This window comes from Pseudomonas sp. KU43P (assembly GCF_033095865.1).
Lineage (GTDB): Bacteria > Pseudomonadota > Gammaproteobacteria > Pseudomonadales > Pseudomonadaceae > Aquipseudomonas.
This window is the reverse complement of the sequence record NZ_AP019365.1, coordinates 439,036-458,413: the sequence shown is the minus strand read 5'-3', so window position 1 is coordinate 458,413 and position 19,378 is coordinate 439,036. Positions and strand designations below refer to the sequence as shown.

At 63.1% G+C, this 19,378-nt stretch carries 16 protein-coding genes; 14 read left to right on the top strand and 2 right to left on the bottom strand.

What is annotated here, in order from left to right; translation table 11 throughout:
- The first annotated feature begins 75 nt into the window (after nucleotides 1-75).
- The 13 genes from KU43P_RS02060 to KU43P_RS02000 all read left to right on the top strand — a co-directional run bounded on the left by KU43P_RS02060 (nucleotide 76) and on the right by KU43P_RS02000 (nucleotide 13,206).
- Nucleotides 76-975, top strand: a complete 900-nt coding sequence (locus tag KU43P_RS02060; RefSeq protein WP_317660835.1) for an energy transducer TonB — start codon at nucleotides 76-78, stop codon at nucleotides 973-975.
- Nucleotides 976-1,348: 373 nt separating this feature from the next.
- The gene (locus KU43P_RS02055) at nucleotides 1,349-1,918 is read left to right on the top strand and encodes a YqgE/AlgH family protein (protein ID WP_317660834.1); all 570 of its coding nucleotides are present in this window, start codon (nucleotides 1,349-1,351) and stop codon (nucleotides 1,916-1,918) included.
- On the top strand, nucleotides 1,918-2,343 hold the full coding sequence (gene ruvX, locus KU43P_RS02050) for a Holliday junction resolvase RuvX (protein WP_110748630.1): 426 nt from the start codon (nucleotides 1,918-1,920) through the stop codon (nucleotides 2,341-2,343). Before KU43P_RS02055 ends, ruvX begins: the two co-directional genes overlap by 1 nt.
- A gap of 50 nt (nucleotides 2,344-2,393) precedes the next feature.
- Nucleotides 2,394-2,912: a bifunctional pyr operon transcriptional regulator/uracil phosphoribosyltransferase PyrR gene (gene pyrR, locus KU43P_RS02045; RefSeq protein WP_008099989.1), complete on the top strand. Its 519-nt coding sequence runs from the start codon at nucleotides 2,394-2,396 to the stop codon at nucleotides 2,910-2,912.
- Nucleotides 2,913-2,925: 13 nt separating this feature from the next.
- The gene (locus KU43P_RS02040; protein WP_317660833.1) at nucleotides 2,926-3,930 is read left to right on the top strand and encodes an aspartate carbamoyltransferase catalytic subunit; all 1,005 of its coding nucleotides are present in this window, start codon (nucleotides 2,926-2,928) and stop codon (nucleotides 3,928-3,930) included.
- Entirely contained in the window at nucleotides 3,927-5,198 is a 1,272-nt protein-coding gene (locus KU43P_RS02035; protein ID WP_317660832.1) for a dihydroorotase, read from the top strand. The genes KU43P_RS02040 and KU43P_RS02035 overlap by 4 nt, the downstream gene beginning before the upstream one ends.
- A gap of 202 nt (nucleotides 5,199-5,400) precedes the next feature.
- Nucleotides 5,401-5,931, top strand: a complete 531-nt coding sequence (gene hslV / locus KU43P_RS02030) for an ATP-dependent protease subunit HslV (protein WP_012312406.1) — start codon at nucleotides 5,401-5,403, stop codon at nucleotides 5,929-5,931.
- A 75-nt stretch (nucleotides 5,932-6,006) separates the two neighbouring features.
- The gene (gene hslU / locus KU43P_RS02025; protein WP_317660831.1) at nucleotides 6,007-7,350 is read left to right on the top strand and encodes an ATP-dependent protease ATPase subunit HslU; all 1,344 of its coding nucleotides are present in this window, start codon (nucleotides 6,007-6,009) and stop codon (nucleotides 7,348-7,350) included.
- Nucleotides 7,351-7,528: 178 nt separating this feature from the next.
- Nucleotides 7,529-7,906, top strand: coding sequence for a DUF971 domain-containing protein (locus tag KU43P_RS02020; protein WP_317660830.1), 378 nt, complete (start codon nucleotides 7,529-7,531; stop codon nucleotides 7,904-7,906).
- 352 nt (nucleotides 7,907-8,258) lie between these two features.
- A complete protein-coding gene (gene phaC / locus KU43P_RS02015; RefSeq protein WP_317660829.1) occupies nucleotides 8,259-9,938 on the top strand; it encodes a class II poly(R)-hydroxyalkanoic acid synthase in 1,680 nt (559 codons plus the stop codon).
- A 63-nt stretch (nucleotides 9,939-10,001) separates the two neighbouring features.
- Nucleotides 10,002-10,853 carry a poly(3-hydroxyalkanoate) depolymerase gene (phaZ, locus tag KU43P_RS02010; RefSeq protein WP_317660828.1) on the top strand — a complete coding sequence of 284 codons (852 nt, stop codon included), beginning with the start codon at nucleotides 10,002-10,004 and terminating at the stop codon, nucleotides 10,851-10,853.
- A 42-nt stretch (nucleotides 10,854-10,895) separates the two neighbouring features.
- Entirely contained in the window at nucleotides 10,896-12,578 is a 1,683-nt protein-coding gene (phaC, locus tag KU43P_RS02005) for a class II poly(R)-hydroxyalkanoic acid synthase (protein ID WP_317660827.1), read from the top strand.
- A gap of 13 nt (nucleotides 12,579-12,591) precedes the next feature.
- Nucleotides 12,592-13,206 (top strand): TetR/AcrR family transcriptional regulator, encoded by a 615-nt coding sequence (locus tag KU43P_RS02000; protein ID WP_317660826.1) that lies wholly within the window; start codon nucleotides 12,592-12,594, stop codon nucleotides 13,204-13,206.
- A gap of 109 nt (nucleotides 13,207-13,315) precedes the next feature.
- Here KU43P_RS02000 and KU43P_RS01995 read toward each other — a convergent pair whose 3' ends face one another.
- Together KU43P_RS01995 and KU43P_RS01990 are read right to left on the bottom strand one after the other, a co-directional pair.
- Entirely contained in the window at nucleotides 13,316-14,074 is a 759-nt protein-coding gene (locus KU43P_RS01995; protein ID WP_317660825.1) for a phasin family protein, read from the bottom strand.
- A gap of 10 nt (nucleotides 14,075-14,084) precedes the next feature.
- Nucleotides 14,085-14,504, bottom strand: a complete 420-nt coding sequence (locus KU43P_RS01990; RefSeq protein WP_317660824.1) for a phasin family protein — start codon at nucleotides 14,502-14,504, stop codon at nucleotides 14,085-14,087.
- 180 nt (nucleotides 14,505-14,684) lie between these two features.
- On the opposite strand from KU43P_RS01990, the gene KU43P_RS01985 reads away from it, so the two are divergent.
- Entirely contained in the window at nucleotides 14,685-19,376 is a 4,692-nt protein-coding gene (locus KU43P_RS01985) for a hypothetical protein (RefSeq protein ID WP_317660823.1), read from the top strand.
- Nucleotides 19,377-19,378: the final 2 nt, after the last annotated feature.

The window sequence follows — 19,378 nt, the reverse complement described above, 5'->3', positions numbered from 1 at the left end:
ATGGCGCGGAGTGGGGTATGATGCCGGTTTAATTCGACTGAGCTGCTGCCCCGCCCTGCGGTTGCTGGATACCTGATGACGCTGCCTGCCGACATCCCCGCCGATTTGCTGCCACCCCGCGTTCGCCCGCTGGACCGGCTCGGCTTTACCCTGTTCCTGGCTGCACTGGTGCACCTGGCGCTGATCCTTGGCGTGGGCTTTACCGTGGTCAAACCGGCTGAAATCCGCCAGACCATGGATATCACCCTGGCCACCTTCAAGAGCGAGAAAGCGCCCGAGAAGGCCGATTTCCAGGCCCAGGACAACCAGCAGGGCAGCGGCACGCTGGAAAAGAAGGCGGTGCCCAAGACCACCGAGGTCGCGCCGTTCCAGGACAGCAAGATCAACAAGATCACCCCGCCGCCCGCGGCCAAGCCCGAAGTGCCGCCAACGCCGGAGAAATCCGCCGTGGTCACCAAGGCGCCCAAGCCACAGAAGGTCGAGCCCAAGCCCAAAGAAAGCAAGCCACAGCCCAAGCCTGCAGCCGCCACGCCGGACTTCGACAGCTCGCAGCTGTCGAGCCAGATCGCCAGCCTTGAAGCCGAGCTGTCCAACGAACAGCAGATGTACGCCAAGCGGCCTCGCATCCATCGCCTGAACGCTGCCTCGACCATGCGCGACAAGGGTGCCTGGTACAAGGAAGAGTGGCGCAAGAAGGTCGAGCGGGTGGGTAACCTCAACTACCCCGACGAGGCGCGCCGGCAGCAGATCTACGGCAACTTGCGGATGATGGTGTCGATCAACCGCGATGGCTCGCTGTACGAGGTGCTGGTGTTGGAGTCATCCGGGCAGCCGGTGCTGGACCAGGCGGCGCAGCGCATCGTGCGGCTGGCGGCGCCGTTTGCACCGTTTACCGGGGACCTGGCGGAGTTCGACCGGCTGGAGATCATCCGGACCTGGCGGTTTGCCCGCGGGGATCGGTTGTCGAGTAATTGATGGGCTCGGCGATGTTTTTCTGGCGGTCATGAAATCGAGCGCCGCCCGCGCGGCGCATCGCGGATAAATCCGCTCCTACATTCGTTGCAACGTGCCGCTGTCTGTCAGGCCATGGTTGTCCGCCTTTTGGCGCCCGTCGATAAATCAGTGTTGGCATTGGCGCCAACCAAAAAATCGCGTCGAGCCAACAAGGCTGGCAACCATGGCCTATCAGGCATAGGCACGTTGCAACAAATGTAGGAGCGGATTTATCCGCAATGCGCCGCGCCGGCGGCGCTCGATCTCAAAGGCGCTAAAAAGCCTCCCGACATGCGCATGACAGCCGCCACAAACCACCTTGTCAGCCTCGCCACCTGGCGCCACACTATCCCCCATGAAAACCCTCGCCCCGAGCTATCTCAAGCATCAGTTCCTGATCGCCATGCCGCACATGGCCGATCCGAACTTCGCCCAGACCCTCACGTACATCGTCGAGCACAACGCCAATGGCGCCATGGGCCTGGTGGTCAACCGCCCCCAGGAGCTGAACCTGGCCGATATTCTCGAGCAGTTGCGCCCGGACGAGGAGCCTCCCGCCAGCACCCTGCAGGTGCCGATCTACCAGGGCGGGCCGGTGCAGACCGACCGCGGTTTCGTGCTGCACACCAATGAATGCAGCTACCAGGCCACCGTCGAGCTACAGGGCCTGTCGCTATCGACCTCGCAGGACGTGCTGTTCGCCATCGCCGAAGGCGTGGGCCCAGAGAAAAGCCTGATCACCCTGGGCTACGCCGGCTGGGAAGCAGGCCAGCTCGAAGCGGAACTGGCCGACAACGCCTGGCTCAACTGCCCGTTCGACCCGCAAATCATCTTCGGCCTGGCCAGCGACCAACGGCTGGAGGCCGCGGCAGCCAGCCTGGGCATCAACCTCAGCCTGCTCACCAGCCAGGCAGGTCACGCCTGATGGCCGAACTACGCCTGCTGCTGGGTTTCGACTACGGCAGCAAACAGATCGGTGTGGCCGTCGGCCAGGTGATTACCGGCCAGGCCCGTGAACTGTGCACGCTTAAGGCACAGAACGGTGTGCCGGACTGGGCCCAGGTGGAAAAGCTGATCAATGAGTGGAAGCCCGACGCGATCGTCGTCGGCCTGCCCCTGAACATGGACGGCACGCCCAGCGAAATGAGCGCCCGCGCCGAAAAATTCGCCCGCCGCCTCAACGGCCGTTTCAACCTGCCAGTGCATACCCATGACGAGCGCCTGACCACCTTCGAGGCCAAGGGCGAACGCCTGGCCCGTGGAGGCCAGCGTGGCAGCTACCGCGACAACCCGGTCGATGCCATCGCCGCCGCCCTGCTGCTGCAAGGCTGGCTGGAGGCCAACACCTGAACTTTCCGCCTCACCAATGGGCCCGCCCGGCGCCCTCCAGGAGACACGCAATGAGCCTACCCAATCCCGCCGACCTGATCCGGCAGATGGCTGTCGACCTTCGCGCCCATCTGGCCCGCCGGGGCATCACCGAGCCGCGCTTCATCGGCATCCGCACCGGCGGCGTCTGGGTAGCCCAGGCCCTGCAGGCAGAGATGGCCGACAGCAGCCCGCTGGGCACTCTGGACGTCTCTTTCTACCGCGACGACTTCAGCCAGAACGGCCTGCACCCGCAAGTACGGCCCTCGGAGCTGCCGTTCGAAGTCGAAGGCCAGCACCTGGTGCTGATCGATGACGTGCTGATGAGCGGGCGCACCATTCGCGCAGCGCTCAACGAACTGTTCGACTACGGGCGCCCGGCCAGCGTGACGCTGGTCTGCCTGCTCGACCTGGATGCCGGCGAACTGCCGATCCGCCCCAACGTGCTTGGCGCCACGCTGTCGCTGGCGGCCCATGAACGGGTAAAATTGACCGGACCCGCACCGCTCGCCCTCGAGCGCCAGGACCTCGCCACCGCTTCCGCCCTTTAAGAGTCCCCTCGCGATGACGCCAATCGACGCCAAGCGCCCGCTGCAGCTCAATGACCAGGGCCAGCTGCGCCACTTCCTCTCGCTCGACGGTTTGCCCCGCGAACTGCTCACCGAGATCCTCGACACCGCCGACTCGTTCCTCGAAGTCGGCGCCCGGGCCGTGAAGAAAGTCCCGTTGCTGCGCGGCAAGACCGTGTGCAACGTGTTCTTCGAGAACTCGACCCGTACCCGCACCACCTTCGAACTGGCTGCCCAACGCCTGTCGGCCGACGTGATCAGCCTGAACGTGTCGACGTCCTCGACCAGCAAGGGCGAGACCCTGTTCGACACCCTGCGCAACCTGGAAGCCATGGCCGCCGACATGTTCGTCGTGCGCCACTCCGACTCCGGCGCTGCGCACTTCATCGCCGAGCACGTGTGCCCGGACGTCGCGGTGATCAACGGCGGTGACGGCCGCCACGCACACCCGACCCAGGGCATGCTCGACATGCTGACCATCCGCCGCCACAAAGGCAGCTTCGAGAACCTGTCGGTCGCGATCGTCGGCGATATCCTGCACTCGCGCGTGGCCCGCTCCGACATGCTGGCGCTCAAGGCGCTGGGTTGCCCGGACATCCGCGTGATCGGCCCGAAGACCCTGATCCCGATCGGCATCGAGCAATACGGCGTGAAGGTCTACACCAACCTCGCCGAAGGCCTCAAGGATGTCGACGTGGTGATCATGCTGCGCCTGCAGCGTGAGCGCATGGCCGGCGGCCTGCTGCCCAGCGAAGGCGAGTTCTACCGCCTGTTCGGCCTGACCACCGCGCGCCTGGCCGGCGCCAAGCCCGACGCCATCGTCATGCACCCAGGCCCGATCAACCGCGGCGTGGAGATCGAGTCGGCAGTGGCCGACGGCAAACACTCGGTGATCCTCAACCAGGTCACCTACGGCATCGCCGTGCGCATGGCCGTGCTGTCCATGGCCATGAGCGGGCAGAACGCGCAACGTCAATTCGACCAGGAGAACGCCCAGTGACCGTCAGCATTCTTGGCGCCCGGGTCATCGACCCCAAGACCGGCCTGGACCAGGTCACCGACCTGCACCTGGACGGCGGCCGCATTGCCGCCATCGGCGCGGCCCCGGCAGGCTTCAGCGCTAGCCGCACGATCCAGGCCGATGGCCTGGTCGCTGCACCGGGCCTGGTCGACGTCGGCGTGTCCCTGCGCGAGCCGGGCTACAGCCGCAAGGGCAACATCGCCAGCGAAACCCGTGCCGCCGTGGCCGGTGGCGTCACCAGCCTGTGCTGCCCGCCGCAGACCAAACCGGTGCTGGACACCTCGGCCGTGGCCGAGCTGATCCTCGATCGCGCCCGTGAAGCCGGCAACAGCAAGGTCTACCCGATCGGCGCCCTGACCAAGGGCCTGGAAGGCGAACAGCTGGCTGAACTGGTGGCCCTACGCGATACCGGCTGCGTGGCCTTCGGCAACGGCCTGAAGGAAATCCCCAACAACCGTACCCTGGCTCGCGCCCTGGAATACGCCGCCACCTTCGACCTGACCGTGGTGTTCCACTCCCAGGACCGCGACCTGTCCCAGGGCGGCCTGGCCCACGAAGGTGCCATGGCCAGCTTCCTCGGCCTGCCTGGCATCCCCGAGACCGCCGAAACTGTGGCCCTGGCGCGCAACCTGCTGCTGGTCGAACAGACCGGCGTACGCGCCCACTTCAGCCAGATCACCAGCGCCCGCGGCGCGCGGCTGATCGCCCAGGCCCAGCAGCTCGGCCTGCCGGTGACCGCCGACGTGGCCCTGTACCAGCTGATCCTCACCGACGAATCGCTGCGCGAGTTCTCCAGCCTGTACCACGTGCAGCCGCCGCTGCGCACCGCTGCCGACCGTGACGGCCTGCGCGAAGCGGTCAAGTCGGGTGTGATCCAGGCGATTTCCAGCCACCACCAGCCCCACGAACGCGACGCCAAGCTGGCCCCGTTCGGCGCCACCGAACCGGGTATCAGCAGCGTCGAGCTGCTATTGCCGCTGGCCATGACCCTGGTCGACGATGGCCTGCTCGACCTGCCTACGCTGCTGGCGCGCCTGACCAGCGGTCCGGCTGCGGCCCTGCGCCTGCCAGCGGGTGAACTGAAGGTGGGTGGTGCCGCGGACCTGGTGCTGTTCGATGCCAAGGCCTCGACCGTGGCGGGCGAGCAGTGGTTCTCGCGTGGCGACAACTGCCCGTTCATTGGCCACTGCCTGCCTGGGGCGGTGCGTTATACCTTGGTCGATGGGCATGTCTGCCACGAGGGCTGAGTAAGCCTTTCGGGCCTGATCGCCGGCAAGCCGGCTCCCACAGGGATTTGCAGCACTGCAACCACTGTGGGAGCCGGCTTGCCGGCGATGGGGCCAGCACAGACATGCACCAACCATTCATCCCCCCCGGTTGAAATCCTTCCCCCACCCCCATATGAGTCTGCATCAGGCATTTTCGCCCCGCTGCGTGGAGACTCTCCCCTTGACCACCATCGTTTCTGTCCGCCGTCACGGCAAAGTCGTCATGGGTGGCGACGGCCAGGTATCCCTCGGCAACACCGTCATGAAGGGCAACGCCAAGAAGGTCCGCCGCCTGTACAACGGCGAAGTGATCGCCGGTTTCGCCGGTGCCACCGCCGACGCCTTCACCCTGTTCGAGCGCTTCGAAGCGCAACTGCAGAAACACTCCGGCCACCTGGTGCGCGCCGCCGTCGAGCTGGCCAAAGAGTGGCGTACCGACCGCTCCCTTAGCCGCCTTGAGGCCATGCTGGCGGTCGCCAACAAGGACGCATCCTTGATCATCACCGGCAATGGTGACGTGGTAGAGCCGGAAGACGGCCTGATCGCCATGGGTTCCGGCGGCGCCTACGCCCAGGCCGCAGCCCGTGCCCTGCTGAACAAGACCGACCTGTCGGCGCGTGAAATCGCCGAGACTGCCCTGAACATCGCGGGCGATATCTGCGTGTTCACCAACCATAACCTGACCATCGAGGAGCAGGACCTGGCCGAGTAAATCAGCTGTTCTGGCGTCCCGCTCGTCGCGGGATATTTCCACGCTGATCGACTCTGCCCAAGGACCATTTTCATCATGTCCATGACCCCCCGCGAAATCGTCCACGAACTCAACCGCCACATCATCGGCCAGGACGACGCCAAGCGCGCCGTGGCCATCGCCCTGCGCAACCGCTGGCGGCGCATGCAGCTCCCTGCCGAGCTGCGTGCCGAAGTAACGCCCAAGAACATCCTGATGATCGGCCCCACCGGCGTCGGCAAGACCGAAATCGCCCGTCGCCTGGCCAAGCTGGCCAACGCGCCGTTCCTCAAGGTCGAAGCGACCAAGTTCACCGAAGTGGGCTATGTCGGCCGCGATGTCGAGTCGATCATCCGTGACCTCGCCGACGCCGCGATGAAGATGCTGCGCGAACAGGAAATCATCCGCGTGCGCCACCGCGCCGAAGATGCCGCCGAAGACCGCATCCTCGACGCCCTGCTGCCGCAGGCGCGGGTCAGCAGCTTCGCCGAGGAAGCCGCGCAGACCAGCACCGATTCCAATACCCGCCAGCTGTTCCGCAAGCGCCTGCGCGAAGGCCAACTGGACGACAAGGAAATCGAGATCGAAGTCGCCGACAGTGTGGGTGTCGAGATCGCCGCGCCGCCTGGCATGGAAGAGATGACCAACCAGCTGCAGAGCCTGTTCGCCAACATGGGCAAGGGCAAGCGCAAGTCGCGCAAGCTCAAGGTCAAGGACGCGCTGAAGATGGTGCGCGACGAAGAAGCCAGCCGCCTGGTCAACGATGAAGAGCTCAAGGCCAAAGCCCTCGAAGCCGTTGAACAGCACGGCATCGTGTTCATCGACGAGATCGACAAGGTGGCCAAGCGTGGCAACGTTGGCGGTGCCGATGTATCCCGTGAAGGCGTACAGCGCGACCTGCTGCCGCTGATCGAAGGCTGCACCGTGAACACCAAGCTGGGCATGGTCAAGACCGACCACATCCTGTTCATCGCCTCCGGCGCGTTCCACCTGAGCAAACCGAGCGACCTGGTGCCTGAGCTGCAGGGCCGTTTGCCGATCCGCGTCGAGCTCAAGGCACTGACCCCGGAAGACTTCGAGCGCATCCTGCAGGAGCCTCACGCTTCGTTGACCGAACAGTACCGCGAACTGCTCAAGACCGAAGGGCTGAACATCGAGTTCCAGGCCGACGGCATCAAGCGCCTGGCCGAGATCGCCTATCAGGTCAACGAGAAGACCGAGAACATTGGCGCCCGCCGTCTGCACACCCTGCTCGAGCGCCTGCTCGAAGAGGTATCGTTCAGTGCCGGTGACCTGGCCAGTGCCCATGATGAAACGCCGATCCGGATCGATGCGGCTTATGTGAACGGCCACCTGGGTGAGCTGGCGCAGAACGAAGACCTGTCGCGTTACATCCTGTAAGACCGCAGGGGGCCGCTTCGCGGCCCAATCGCCGGCAAGCCGGCTCCTACAAAGTCCGCAGCAATGCAGAACCCTGTGGGAGCCGACTTGCCGGCGATTGGGCTGCGTAGCAGCCCCCTTGCACAATCCCCTGAATCTCTCGAAGCTTGCAACATCAGCTCACAAGAGATTTCCAGCCATGGCCCGCCTGCCCACCGCCATCAACCTGCACAAAGCCTCGAAAACCCTCAGCCTCACCTACGCCCCCGACGAGGCCTACCACCTGCCCGCCGAATTCCTGCGCGTACACTCACCTTCCGCTGAGGTCCAGGGTCACGGTAACCCCATCCTGCAATTCGGCAAGATCAACGTCGGCCTGGTCGGCCTGGAACCTGCCGGCCAATATGCACTGAAATTGACCTTCGACGACGGCCATGACAGCGGCTTGTTCACCTGGGAATACCTGGAACAGCTCTGCCTGCGCCAGGAACAGCTCTGGGCCGAGTACCTGGACGAGCTGCACAAGGCCGGCAAGTCCCGCGATCCTGCCGAATCTGTGGTCAAACTCATGCTCTAGCGCAAGCCTTCCACCGTTTAGAGCGCATTTTCTAATCTCATCTGCTTGAATGCGCTACAGACAGCTCGTAACGCGGCTGTCTTGCGCATTACATGAAAGTCGGGTAACCAATGGGGCTGGCAAGTTCCCTGCATAGCCATGTAGGCAATCAGGGCAAGGCCGGTTTGTAGAGGTCGCGAGCGAAAGCAGGCTGTCTTCACACGCAGATTCCCCCGCAGCTCATCGCCGAAAGCATCCGGCCCGCAGCACCGCTGTTCCTTATCACTGGTCACCCGAGTAGCAGTACCGGGCAGCAGACTGTGCATGTGCCACAGCAAACCGGTACTCGTCTCAGGACAACGGAGCGTCGTAGATGAGTAACAAGAACAACGATGAGTTGCAGCGGCAGGCCTCGGACAACACCCTGGGGCTGAACCCGGTCATCGGCATCCGCCGCAAGGACCTGCTGAGCTCAGCGCGTACCGTGCTGCGCCAGGCCGTGCGCCAGCCGCTGCACAGTGCCAAGCACGTGGCCCACTTCGGCCTGGAGCTGAAGAATGTATTGCTGGGCAAATCCACCCTGGCCCCGCAGAGCGACGACCGTCGCTTCAACGACCCGGCCTGGAGCAAGAACCCGCTTTACCGACGCTACCTGCAAACCTACCTGGCGTGGCGCCAGGAGCTGCAGGACTGGATCGGCGACAGCGACCTGTCGCCCCAGGACATCGCCCGCGGCCAGTTCGTCATCAACCTGCTGACCGAGGCCATGGCGCCGACCAACACACTGTCCAACCCGGCGGCGGTCAAGCGCTTCTTCGAAACCGGCGGCAAGAGCCTGCTTGATGGCCTGTCCAATTTGGCCAAGGACGTGGTGAACAATGGCGGCATGCCCAGCCAGGTCAACATGGACGCCTTCGAAGTGGGCAAGAACCTCGGCAACACGGAAGGTGCCGTGGTGTACCGCAACGATGTACTGGAACTGATCCAATACAGCCCCATCACCGAACAGGTGCATGCCCGCCCGCTGCTGGTGGTGCCGCCGCAGATCAACAAGTTCTACGTCTTCGACCTGAGCCCGGACAAGAGCCTGGCGCGCTTCTGCCTGCGTTCGCAGCAGCAGACCTTCATCATCAGCTGGCGCAACCCCACCAAGGCCCAGCGCGAATGGGGCCTGTCGACCTACATCGATGCGCTCAAGGAAGCGGTCGACGCAGTGCTGGCGATTACCGGCAGCAAGGACCTGAACATCCTCGGCGCCTGCTCCGGCGGGATCACCTGCACGGCGCTGGTCGGCCACTACGCCGCCCTCGGCGAGAACAAGGTCAACGCCCTGACCCTGCTGGTGAGCGTGCTCGACACCACCATGGACACCGATGTCTCACTGTTCGTCGACGAGCAGACCCTGGAATCGGCCAAGCGCCACTCCTACCAGGCCGGCGTGCTCGAAGGCAGCGACATGGCCAGAGTGTTTGCCTGGATGCGCCCCAATGACCTGATCTGGAACTACTGGGTGAACAACTACCTGCTCGGCAACGAGCCACCCGTGTTCGACATCCTGTTCTGGAACAACGACACCACACGCCTGCCGGCCGCCTTCCACGGCGACCTGATCGAGCTGTTCAAGAACAACCCGCTGACCCGCAGCAACGCACTGGAAGTGTGCGGCACCGCCATCGACCTGAAGAGCGTCACGTGCGACATCTTCAGCGTGGCCGGCACCACCGACCACATTACCCCCTGGCAGTCGTGCTACCGCTCGGCGCACCTGTTCGGCGGCAAGATCGAGTTCGTGCTGTCCAACAGCGGCCATATCCAGAGCATTCTCAACCCGCCAGGCAACCCCAAGGCGCGCTTCATGACCGGTGCCGACCGCCCGGGCGACCCGGTTGCCTGGCAGGAGAATGCCGACAAGCATGCCGACTCCTGGTGGCTGCACTGGCAGAACTGGCTGGGCGAACGCGCCGGCGAGCTGAAAAAGGCACCCACGCGCCTGGGCAGCCGCGCCTACGCCGCAGGCGAAGCCTCGCCGGGTACCTACGTTCACGAACGTTGAGTTACATCGCCGTGGCCGCCAACGGCATGCCACGGTGCTATCTGACACCACAGAGCCACGTGCATGCCGCAACCCTACATATTCAGGACCGTCGAGCTGGATGACCAATCCATCCGCACCGCTGTTCGCCCGGGCAAGCCGCACCTGACGCCGCTGCTGATCTTCAACGGCATCGGCGCCAACCTGGAGCTGGTGTTCCCGTTCATCGAGGCACTCGACCCGGACCTGGAAGTGATCGCGTTCGACGTACCGGGCGTGGGTGGCTCTTCCACCCCGCGCCACCCTTATCGCTTCCCGGGCCTGGCCAAGCTGACCGCGCGCATGCTCGATTACCTGGACTACGGCCAGGTGAATGTAATCGGTGTGTCCTGGGGCGGCGCGCTGGCCCAGCAATTCGCCCACGACTACCCGGAGCGCTGCAAGAAGCTGGTGCTGGCGGCCACGGCGGCCGGTGCGGTGATGGTGCCGGGCAAGCCCAAGGTGTTGTGGATGATGGCGAGCCCGAGGCGCTACGTGCAGCCGTCTCATGTCATACGTATCGCGCCGCTGATCTATGGCGGTGGCTTTCGCCGCGACCCGGAGCTGGCCATGCACCACGCGGCCAAGGTGCGCTCGGGCGGCAAGCTCGGCTACTACTGGCAGCTGTTCGCCGGCCTGGGCTGGACCAGCATCCACTGGCTGCACAAGATCCAGCAGCCGACCCTGGTGCTGGCCGGCGACGACGATCCGCTGATCCCGCTGATCAATATGCGCCTGCTGGCCTGGCGAATTCCCAATGCCCAGCTACACATTATCGACGACGGCCATCTGTTCCTGATTACCCGTGCCGAGGCCGTCGCCCCGATCATCATGAAGTTTCTCCAGGAAGAACGTCAGCGCGCGGTCATGCATCCGCGCCCCGCCTCCGGCGGTTGATAGTCGCTGCCCGCGAATCCGGTAAGACGAGGGAGTGTTGCCATGAAAGATAAACCGGCCCGAGGAACGACAACGCTTCCCGCCACCAGCATGAACGTGCAGAACGCCATTCTCGGCCTGCGCGGCCGCGACCTGATTTCCACACTGCGCAGCGTCGGCCGTCAGAGCCTGCGCAACCCGCTGCACACCGCACGCCACCTGATGGCCCTGAGCGGCCAGCTGGGCCGTGTGATGCTGGGTGACACGCCCTATCAGCCAAACCCGCGCGACAGCCGCTTCAACGACCCGACGTGGAGCCAGAACCCGTTCTACCGGCGCAGCCTGCAGGCCTATCTGGCCTGGCAGAAGCAAACCCGCCTGTGGATCGAGGAAAGCCACCTGAACGATGACGACCGGGCGCGCGCGCATTTCCTGTTCAACCTGATCAACGATGCCCTGGCGCCGAGCAACTCGCTGCTCAACCCGCTGGCGGTCAAGGAGCTGTTCAATACCGGCGGCCAGAGCTTGGTCCGCGGCGTGGCCCACCTGCTTGACGATTTGCGCCACAACGACGGCCTGCCACGGCAGGTGGATGAGCGTGCCTTCGAAGTGGGCGGCAATCTGGCCTGCACCCCAGGCGCGGTGGTGTTTCGCAACGAGCTGCTGGAGCTGATCCAGTACAAGCCGATGAGCGAAAAGCAGCATGCCCGGCCAGTGCTGGTAGTGCCGCCACAGATCAACAAGTTCTACATCTTCGACCTGCAGCCCAACAACAGTTACGTCCAGTACATGCTCAAGCATGGCCTGCAGGTTTTCATGGTGAGCTGGCGCAACCCCGACCCACGCCACCGTGAGTGGGGGCTTTCGAGCTATGTGCAGGCCCTGGAAGAAGCGCTCAACGCCTGCCGCAGCATCAGCGGCAGCCGCGACCCCAACCTGATGGGCGCTTGCGCCGGAGGCCTGACCATGGCCGCGCTGCAGGGTCACCTGCAGGCTAAGCATCAGCTGCGCAAGGTGCGCAGCGCCACCTACCTGGTGAGCCTGCTGGACAGCCAGTTCGAGAGCCCCGCCAGCCTGTTCGCCGACGAACAGACCATCGAGGCCGCCAAACGCCGCTCCTACCAGCGCGGCGTGCTGGACGGCGGCGAGGTGGCGCGGATATTCGCCTGGATGCGGCCCAACGACCTGATCTGGAACTACTGGGTCAACAATTACCTGCTGGGCAAGACGCCCCCGGCGTTCGACATCCTTTACTGGAATGCCGACAGCACGCGCCTGCCCGCCGCCCTGCACGGCGACCTGCTGGATTTCTTCAAGCTCAACCCGCTGACTCATCCGACGGGGCTGGAAGTGTGCGGCACGCCCATCGACCTCAAGCAGGTCGACCTCGACAGTTTTACCGTGGCAGGCAGCAACGATCACATCACCCCATGGGACGCCGTGTACCGTTCGGCACTGCTGCTGGGTGGCGAGCGGCGTTTCGTGCTGTCCAACAGCGGGCATATCCAGAGCATCATCAACCCGCCCGGCAACCCCAAGGCCTACTACCTGGACAACCCCAAGCTGTCGAGTGACCCGCGCGCCTGGTTCCACGATGCACAGCGCAGCGACGGCAGCTGGTGGCCCTTGTGGCTGGAGTGGATCGTTCCTCGCTCCGGCCCGCTCAAGGCACCGCGCCTGGAGCTGGGCAATGCAACTTATCCACCGCTGGGCCCCGCGCCAGGCACCTATGTCCTGACCCGATGAGCACTACGCCTGGATGAAAACCCGCGACCGTATCCTCGAATGCGCCCTGCAGCTGTTCAACCAGCAGGGCGAGCCGAATGTCTCGACCCTCGAGATTGCCAACGAGCTGGGCATCAGCCCCGGCAACCTGTATTACCACTTCCACGGCAAAGAGCCGCTGGTGCTCGGCCTGTTCGAGCGCTTCGAAGAAAGCCTGATGCCGCTGCTCGACCCACCGCTGGAGGTACGCCTGGATGCCGAGGATTATTGGCTGTTCCTGCACCTGATCGTCGAGCACATGGCGCAGTACCGCTTCCTGTTCCAGGACTTGTCGAACCTGACCGGGCGCCTGCCCAAGCTGGCCCGTGGCATGCGCAGCCTGATAAACGGGCTCAAGCGCACCCTGGCGGCGTTGCTGGCCAGCCTCAAGGGGCAGGGGCAAGTGGTCAGCGATACCCAGGCGCTGGGGCAGTTGGTTGAACAGATCACCCTGACCCTGATGTTCTCGCTGGACTACCAGCGGGTGTTGGGCCGCGAGGGGGATGTGGGGGTGGTGGTGTACCAGGTGATGATGCTGGTGGCGCCGCATCTGCAGGAGAAACCGCGGGAGGCAGCGCAACAGTTGGCGCGGCGGTATCTGGAGGGATAGATCAACAACTTGGGGTGCAGCAGCTGCCGCATCGCCGGCAAGCCGGCTCCCACAAGGACTTCACAGAACCTGTGGAAGCCGGCTTGCCGGCGATGGGAGCCACGCGGTATCAGGCCTGGGTGGCCACGTTTACCGGCGCCGATGGCGCACTGCTAGCCGGAGCCGCAGTGGGCGCCGGTGCGGCGGTGGCCGCCGGGGCTGCGCTGGCAGCAGGTGCCGCTGGCTTGGCTGCGGCAGGCTTGGCCGGTGATTTCTTCACTGCTGGCTTCTTCGCCGCAGCGGGTTTGGCCGCCGCAGGCTTGGCAGCTGCTTTGGCCGCAGGTTTCGCCGCAGCAGTCTTGGCTGCAGGTTTGGCTGCAGCGGTTTTCGCCGCAGGCTTCGCTGCCGCCTTGGCCAGTGGCTTGGCCGCCGTCTTGCTGGCGGCCGGCTTGGCCGCAGCTGCGCGCGAAGAGATCGGCGTTACCGAAGCGCCAGTCAGTTTCTCGATCTGCTTGGTCAGGCTGTCAACCTGCTGGTGCAGGGCCTTGATCTCGTTGCGGCTTGGTACGCCAAGGCGCGAGATGGCGCTGTTCAGGCGTTTGTCGAAGGCTTCTTCGAGCTCGCTCCACTTGCCCAGTGCGCGGTCTTTCACGCCGGACACACGGGAGGTGGTCGAGGACTTGGCAGATTCGGCAACGTCTTCAGCCGTCTTCTTCGCCTGCTTCTCGGCCTTCTCGCCATCCTTCACCAGCGAGTCGAACAGCTTAGGGCCGTCCTGGTCGACCTTCGAATAGATACCCAGCCCCGCCAGCCAGATCTTGCGGGAGTACTTCTCGATCCCGCCGATCCAAGAGCTGCTTTCTTTGTCGGAATTCTTCTTGCCAGCCATCCTGCTCTCCTTATGGTTTGTGCGCGACGCGCTCGAGCAGCTCATGTAGCTGTTCAAGCTTGATGGACAACGCCTCAACGTCATGTTTAGACGGAATGCCGAGGCGATTCAAGGCGCGGCCTACCCGTGCGTCGAAAGCCTTTTCGATCTTGTCGAGCTGAACTTCGACCTTACCGCGGACCCGGCTGACTTCTTGGGTTGCTTCGTCGATCTGGTTGTTGGCGGCATCGAGCTCTTTGTCGATGCGCTTCTTGCCACGCTTCTCGACGCCTTCACCCGCTTTTACCAGCTCCTGGAAGTAGTCGGAGCCTTCCTGCCCGACCCGAGCGTATGCGCCGATACCGGCCAGCCAGATCTTGCGCGCATAACCGCGCACTTCGCCCAAGGTGCCCTGGGCGTCATCCTTTTTCTTCACATTCACTTTGGTCATGCTCTGTACCTCATGCTCATGAGTGGAGGGGAGGAACCGCCCATGGAGGTTGGGCTTGAAGCATAAGGTAGGGAGGGGAATTAGAATCTGCACCCTAAGATCGCTGCACTGATGTATCTACCGCAGCGACTTATACCTGAGGTTTCAGGATTTGGCTCCCTCTGCTCGGAGCCTCACTCCATGTCCCAATCAGTGCCCCCGCCACCCATATCGTTCAAGCAGCTGGTAGCGACGCAGTTCGCCAACCGCCCCACCTTGCGTGAGGTCGTCGCCACAGCAGGCTTCGACGCACTTGCGGCACGCTACCCATGGATCCGACAGAACTACCCACACCTGCACTCCATCAGGGACTTCGTTATCCTGCCTGGCCCGAATGACAAACGACCGGCGCAGCCAGGCAACCTGGTGGACAGATTGCTTGAGCATTTTCTCAACGGTCAGCCTTTGGCGCTCCAGCCAACGGACCAGCTCAGCCTGAATCCGCCAGTCATTTTCCGGCCCAACGAGCAGGCGCCGACAATCGACATTCGCATGGCCTACCTGAATGTTGCCTACGACGATATGCTTGCAACCCTCTGCGAAGCATTCCAGCAGGCACAGGTCAGTTTCTGGAACAGCCGCGACGCCGATTCGGATGTAACCCGTTTGTGCTGGGTGCAGCAGGTGCTCAAGGCTGCATTGCTCGCCACGCTTGAGCGCCAGGGTCTGGACAGCGAGCAGAAATCCCTGCTGTATGCGGTGCTCGCTCAGATAAAACCCGCGGCAACCGTACAATCTGTGCAGGTTTCGCTCGGGACACCAGGCAAAACTGTTCTCGAGGTCTTGCCGGACCTGCTGATCACCGGCAAGAAAGACGCTCGCGAATTGGTCTTGTGGTGCAAGCCCTCCGGCACCGTACGCGGTTTCAACGGGCTCGCTGCATTCGCCACCGCCCTGCGCGAGGAACTTTCCGAGCACCATGCATTCGACACGATGTCGTGGGCCTGTACGGCCTTGGCCGAAGACCCGTTCGGCTACCAGGCCCGGCAACTGCTCAACTGTCTGCTGCAAAAAATTGATCGGATTCAGCTTGGCGATATCGAACACGTCAGCGATCTGGAGGATGAATTCAGCAAGCTGAGCGATCCCTCATCGGTCTTCCCAACGTGCTTTCGCCTTGAACGAACCACGCCCGCCGTCGCGCTGCCTGACTGGGTTGCAAAAGCCACGGCGAGCGACCGCTTCCAGTACCACATGGCGCTGCTGGAGCTGTCGGCAGGGCAAATGCTGGCACAGGGCAAAGATTCCCTGGACGGGATCGAAGACTTGCAGCAATACACGGTTCGCCGCCTGCGCGAACAAATGCACAAAGACCACCCGACCCGCCTGCCTTACAACTCTGATCAGGTAGAGGTCGCGATATCGCAGGTGGTGCAGGTGTCCTCGGAGGGGCCGGCAAGGCTGGAATACTTGAGAACGGTCAGCCTGACCGAACTGGCCATTACCCGCCTGCCGTTGGATAGCGACCAGGTAGCCACGTCCACTCAACTTAGCGGGCAACAAGCAGCGGGCAGCTGGATGGACGTTGACTATGTCCATGCGCTGATCACTGCCGTGGATGTCGGTGGCCAATATCCGAAGTATGTTCACGAACAGTTACAGACCGACACTGCCAAACGTCGCCAGCGGTTTGCCGAAGAATGGCGTGGCGCCCTGCTGCTGAGCGCGTTGCAGGCCAAGATTGCCGGGCAACTGAGCGAGCGCACCTGGCAAGTGGTCGCAGATTTTTGCCGCCGTGAAGCCCACGCCAGCGCATCGCTGAAGTTGGCGCCGCTGTCATTCAACAGCGTGCCGGACGGCCCGAAGGCAAACACGGTGCATGGCATGTTCGTCATCGAAGTACCTGCCACCGGAGCCTGGCTACTCTACCGGCCCATGAGCACTGCGCAGGCTGTCAGGCAGTTCGACAGCCGCGATCGGCTGATTACAAGCATCAGGACCGAGCCTGCTTTGCAGCAGGACATCCTCCCGTGGCTGGATGACGATGCCCGCCCCATCTATGCCGATGATGGCTTCAACCACCCGCACCTTCATGCCGGCCTCATCGAACTGGCGCATCTGCTGGGGCCCGCTTCCGCGCTGGCTGCAGATGCCATCGAGCGCTTGAGGGCCCCGGTCACCTTGGCGTTCACGCCATGGTCCGATGCACTGGACGAAATGATGTTCAAAGCCAGGGCTGACATGCTCCTGCTGCTGGCCTCCTGGCAGAGTGTCTCGAACGCACAGCAACGCTGGGCACTGGTCGTACGGTTCGCTTGGCTGGCATTCAATACGGCCACCCCACTGCTGCGGGGCCCGTTGGGTGTACTGGCCTGGCTGGTGACCGCCCTGCTCAGCATCAAGGATGACCTGACGACATTGACCCAGGGCACTACCGAAGAAAAGTTGCTCGCTGGCGCAGACCTCCTGCTGAACCTGGCCATGCTGCTCGCCCATGGCCCTGCCACTGCCAAGCCGGAAACTGAACAGCCTTTTCAACCCACGCCGCGCCGTGTACCGCGCGAAACAGCGGCGCAGCCACCCGAACAAACCTCTTGGCAAGCCTCAATCGAGCAACTCCAGCCTACTACGCTCAACGTCAGCCAATGGGGCCATGACCAGCGGCTCGGCAACCTGCCTCGCGAGGCTCGCTCAGCCCTCGACACCTTGCGCGCCAACGCTAGCCTGAACGGGCGCAGCGCACTGTCCAGTGGCCGTATGCGCGGCCTGTACAAGATCGACGAGCATTACTACGTGAAGCTGCAGGGTGTCGCCTATGAAGTCGAAGAGACCTATGGTGGCATACGCATCATTGGCCCGGATATCAGCCATAGCGAATGGTCGCAGACCTGGGGTGCAGAGCCCGACGGCTACTACATCGTCGGCCGCGAACGCAGCCGCGGCCCTTGGCTTACGCGCTGGAACGGCGAGTGGATGCTCGACCTGCACATGGCCGGTGGCATGCCAAAAACGGCCAGGGCACTGCTCGAAGAAAAACAAGAAGCCTTCAGGAAAATGCTGGAAAGCCGAACGGAAAATGACAAGAAACTCCTCAGCACCGAAACGTTCATTGATGGCTACCTGGAGCGGGTAAAAGCCTATGATCAGGCGCACCTTGCGTTTCAGCAGGCTGTGAATGAGTACCCCGGCACTACGCTCGACAACCTGCCAGAAGCATTGCAGGCACAGCGACAGGCGCTACGCGTCCTGCGCAACGAGGCGCGTACCAACTTCGATGTGCTGGCACTCACCTACGAAAAGCAGGCGGAACTGATAAGGAGGCAGGCGCAGCTATACGCAGACATGAGCGACCCGAAATACGCCAGGTTCGACCCCAAGGCCGCGGCCTCGTTTGCCCGTGGTCAATGGTGGGAAAATTTGCTGACCTCGGACCTGCAGCAGTTCCGCCGCCTGCTCGACATGACTGACTATGACGCACTCAAGGACCAGTCACGTCGGCTTGTGCAGCTGCCTTCAGGCCAGGAGCAGGCGGTACTCTACCTGGACTACAGCAAGCGCGTCGAAGCCGCTTTGGCTACTCATCGACGCATCTTCAACGTCAGCCAACGCCTTGACCAAAACCTCGGCGAAGCGCTGACAGATGGGAAGATCCAGTTCTCTGGCAAGCGTAAGAAACTCGACACCATCATCCAGAACAGACGTTATTCGACCATGATCACCCGCGCACAGATCCTCAGCGACCTGTATCAGTTGATCGTGATGCGAGACCAGCTCACCGCGGAAAACTTCGAAAGCACCCTGCTTTCGCAGAAAACCCTGCGCAGCACACATCTGCACGAAGCGATGTTGAGCCACGACAGCCTGGCTGCTGCCCACCTGAAGCCAGAAGAACAGGAAGCACCGCTGGAAAGCGCACTGGGTGAATACAAACTGACACTGGGAAATGCCGAGTACCTGCTTTCGCGCAACTTACCGGCGGTGGACAGCCGCAGGCTCAACGAATACATCGCTGAACTGCATTCACTGATAAACCTGACCGAGCATGACCTTGCCTTCGTTTCTGCTGCGGCCGATCTGCAGGATGCACTGCCCGAACAACCCCTGACCCACAGGGTGCGCCCCGGCAGGCGTAAGGTGATCCGCACCAACCGGGGCAAATCCCTGGTCGTCGAGCAGGCGGATGAAGACAGCGAAGCCGTGCAGATCGACCCACTGACGGAACAGACGGTTGCGCGCTACCAGCAACAAGGTGAACACTGGGAAACCGTGCCGCAAGCTGCGCCAGCACCTGACTACGCTCGCCTTCGCCGCACGGCCAACGACCTGCTGACCCAGAAATCCACCAGGGTCGCCCACGCTGCCCGTCACCTGGACGGACCAAACAGCCTGGCGGACCAACTCGACTTCTATATTCAGGACATGGCGGACATCGCCGCCCCTTTGCGTGCCGGCCCGGATCAAGGGCATGCACTGGCTACCAGGCTGGAACAGGCAATGACCGAGGTACAGGCAGAAAAAAAGCGCCTGTTGACCATTGCCTACCTAGACACCCGGCACCCCGACAGCAAAGCGTTGCGCTTTCTGGTAGAGGCTGGCGAAGTCGAGGTGAAGCTGACCAAAAGCCGCAAGAAGCTCAAGGCCAACGACTATCTGGATGTGTATGACGTTTACCGCCTGCAACCAAGGCAGAAACTCTGGGAAGCCCATTTTCACTACACCAGCCCCAGTATCAACGCCCGGCGCTTTGCCAAGGGCCATTTGAAGTTCCCGGACGCAATGAGCCGCGAGGAGCGTTTGCAACGTGCTCTGGCCCCCGCAGAGCGCTACCAGATCTATCGGGGAGATCTGCGCCTCAAGCAGGTCGAGGAGCTGATTCCTTTCCCCGACAGTTGAAT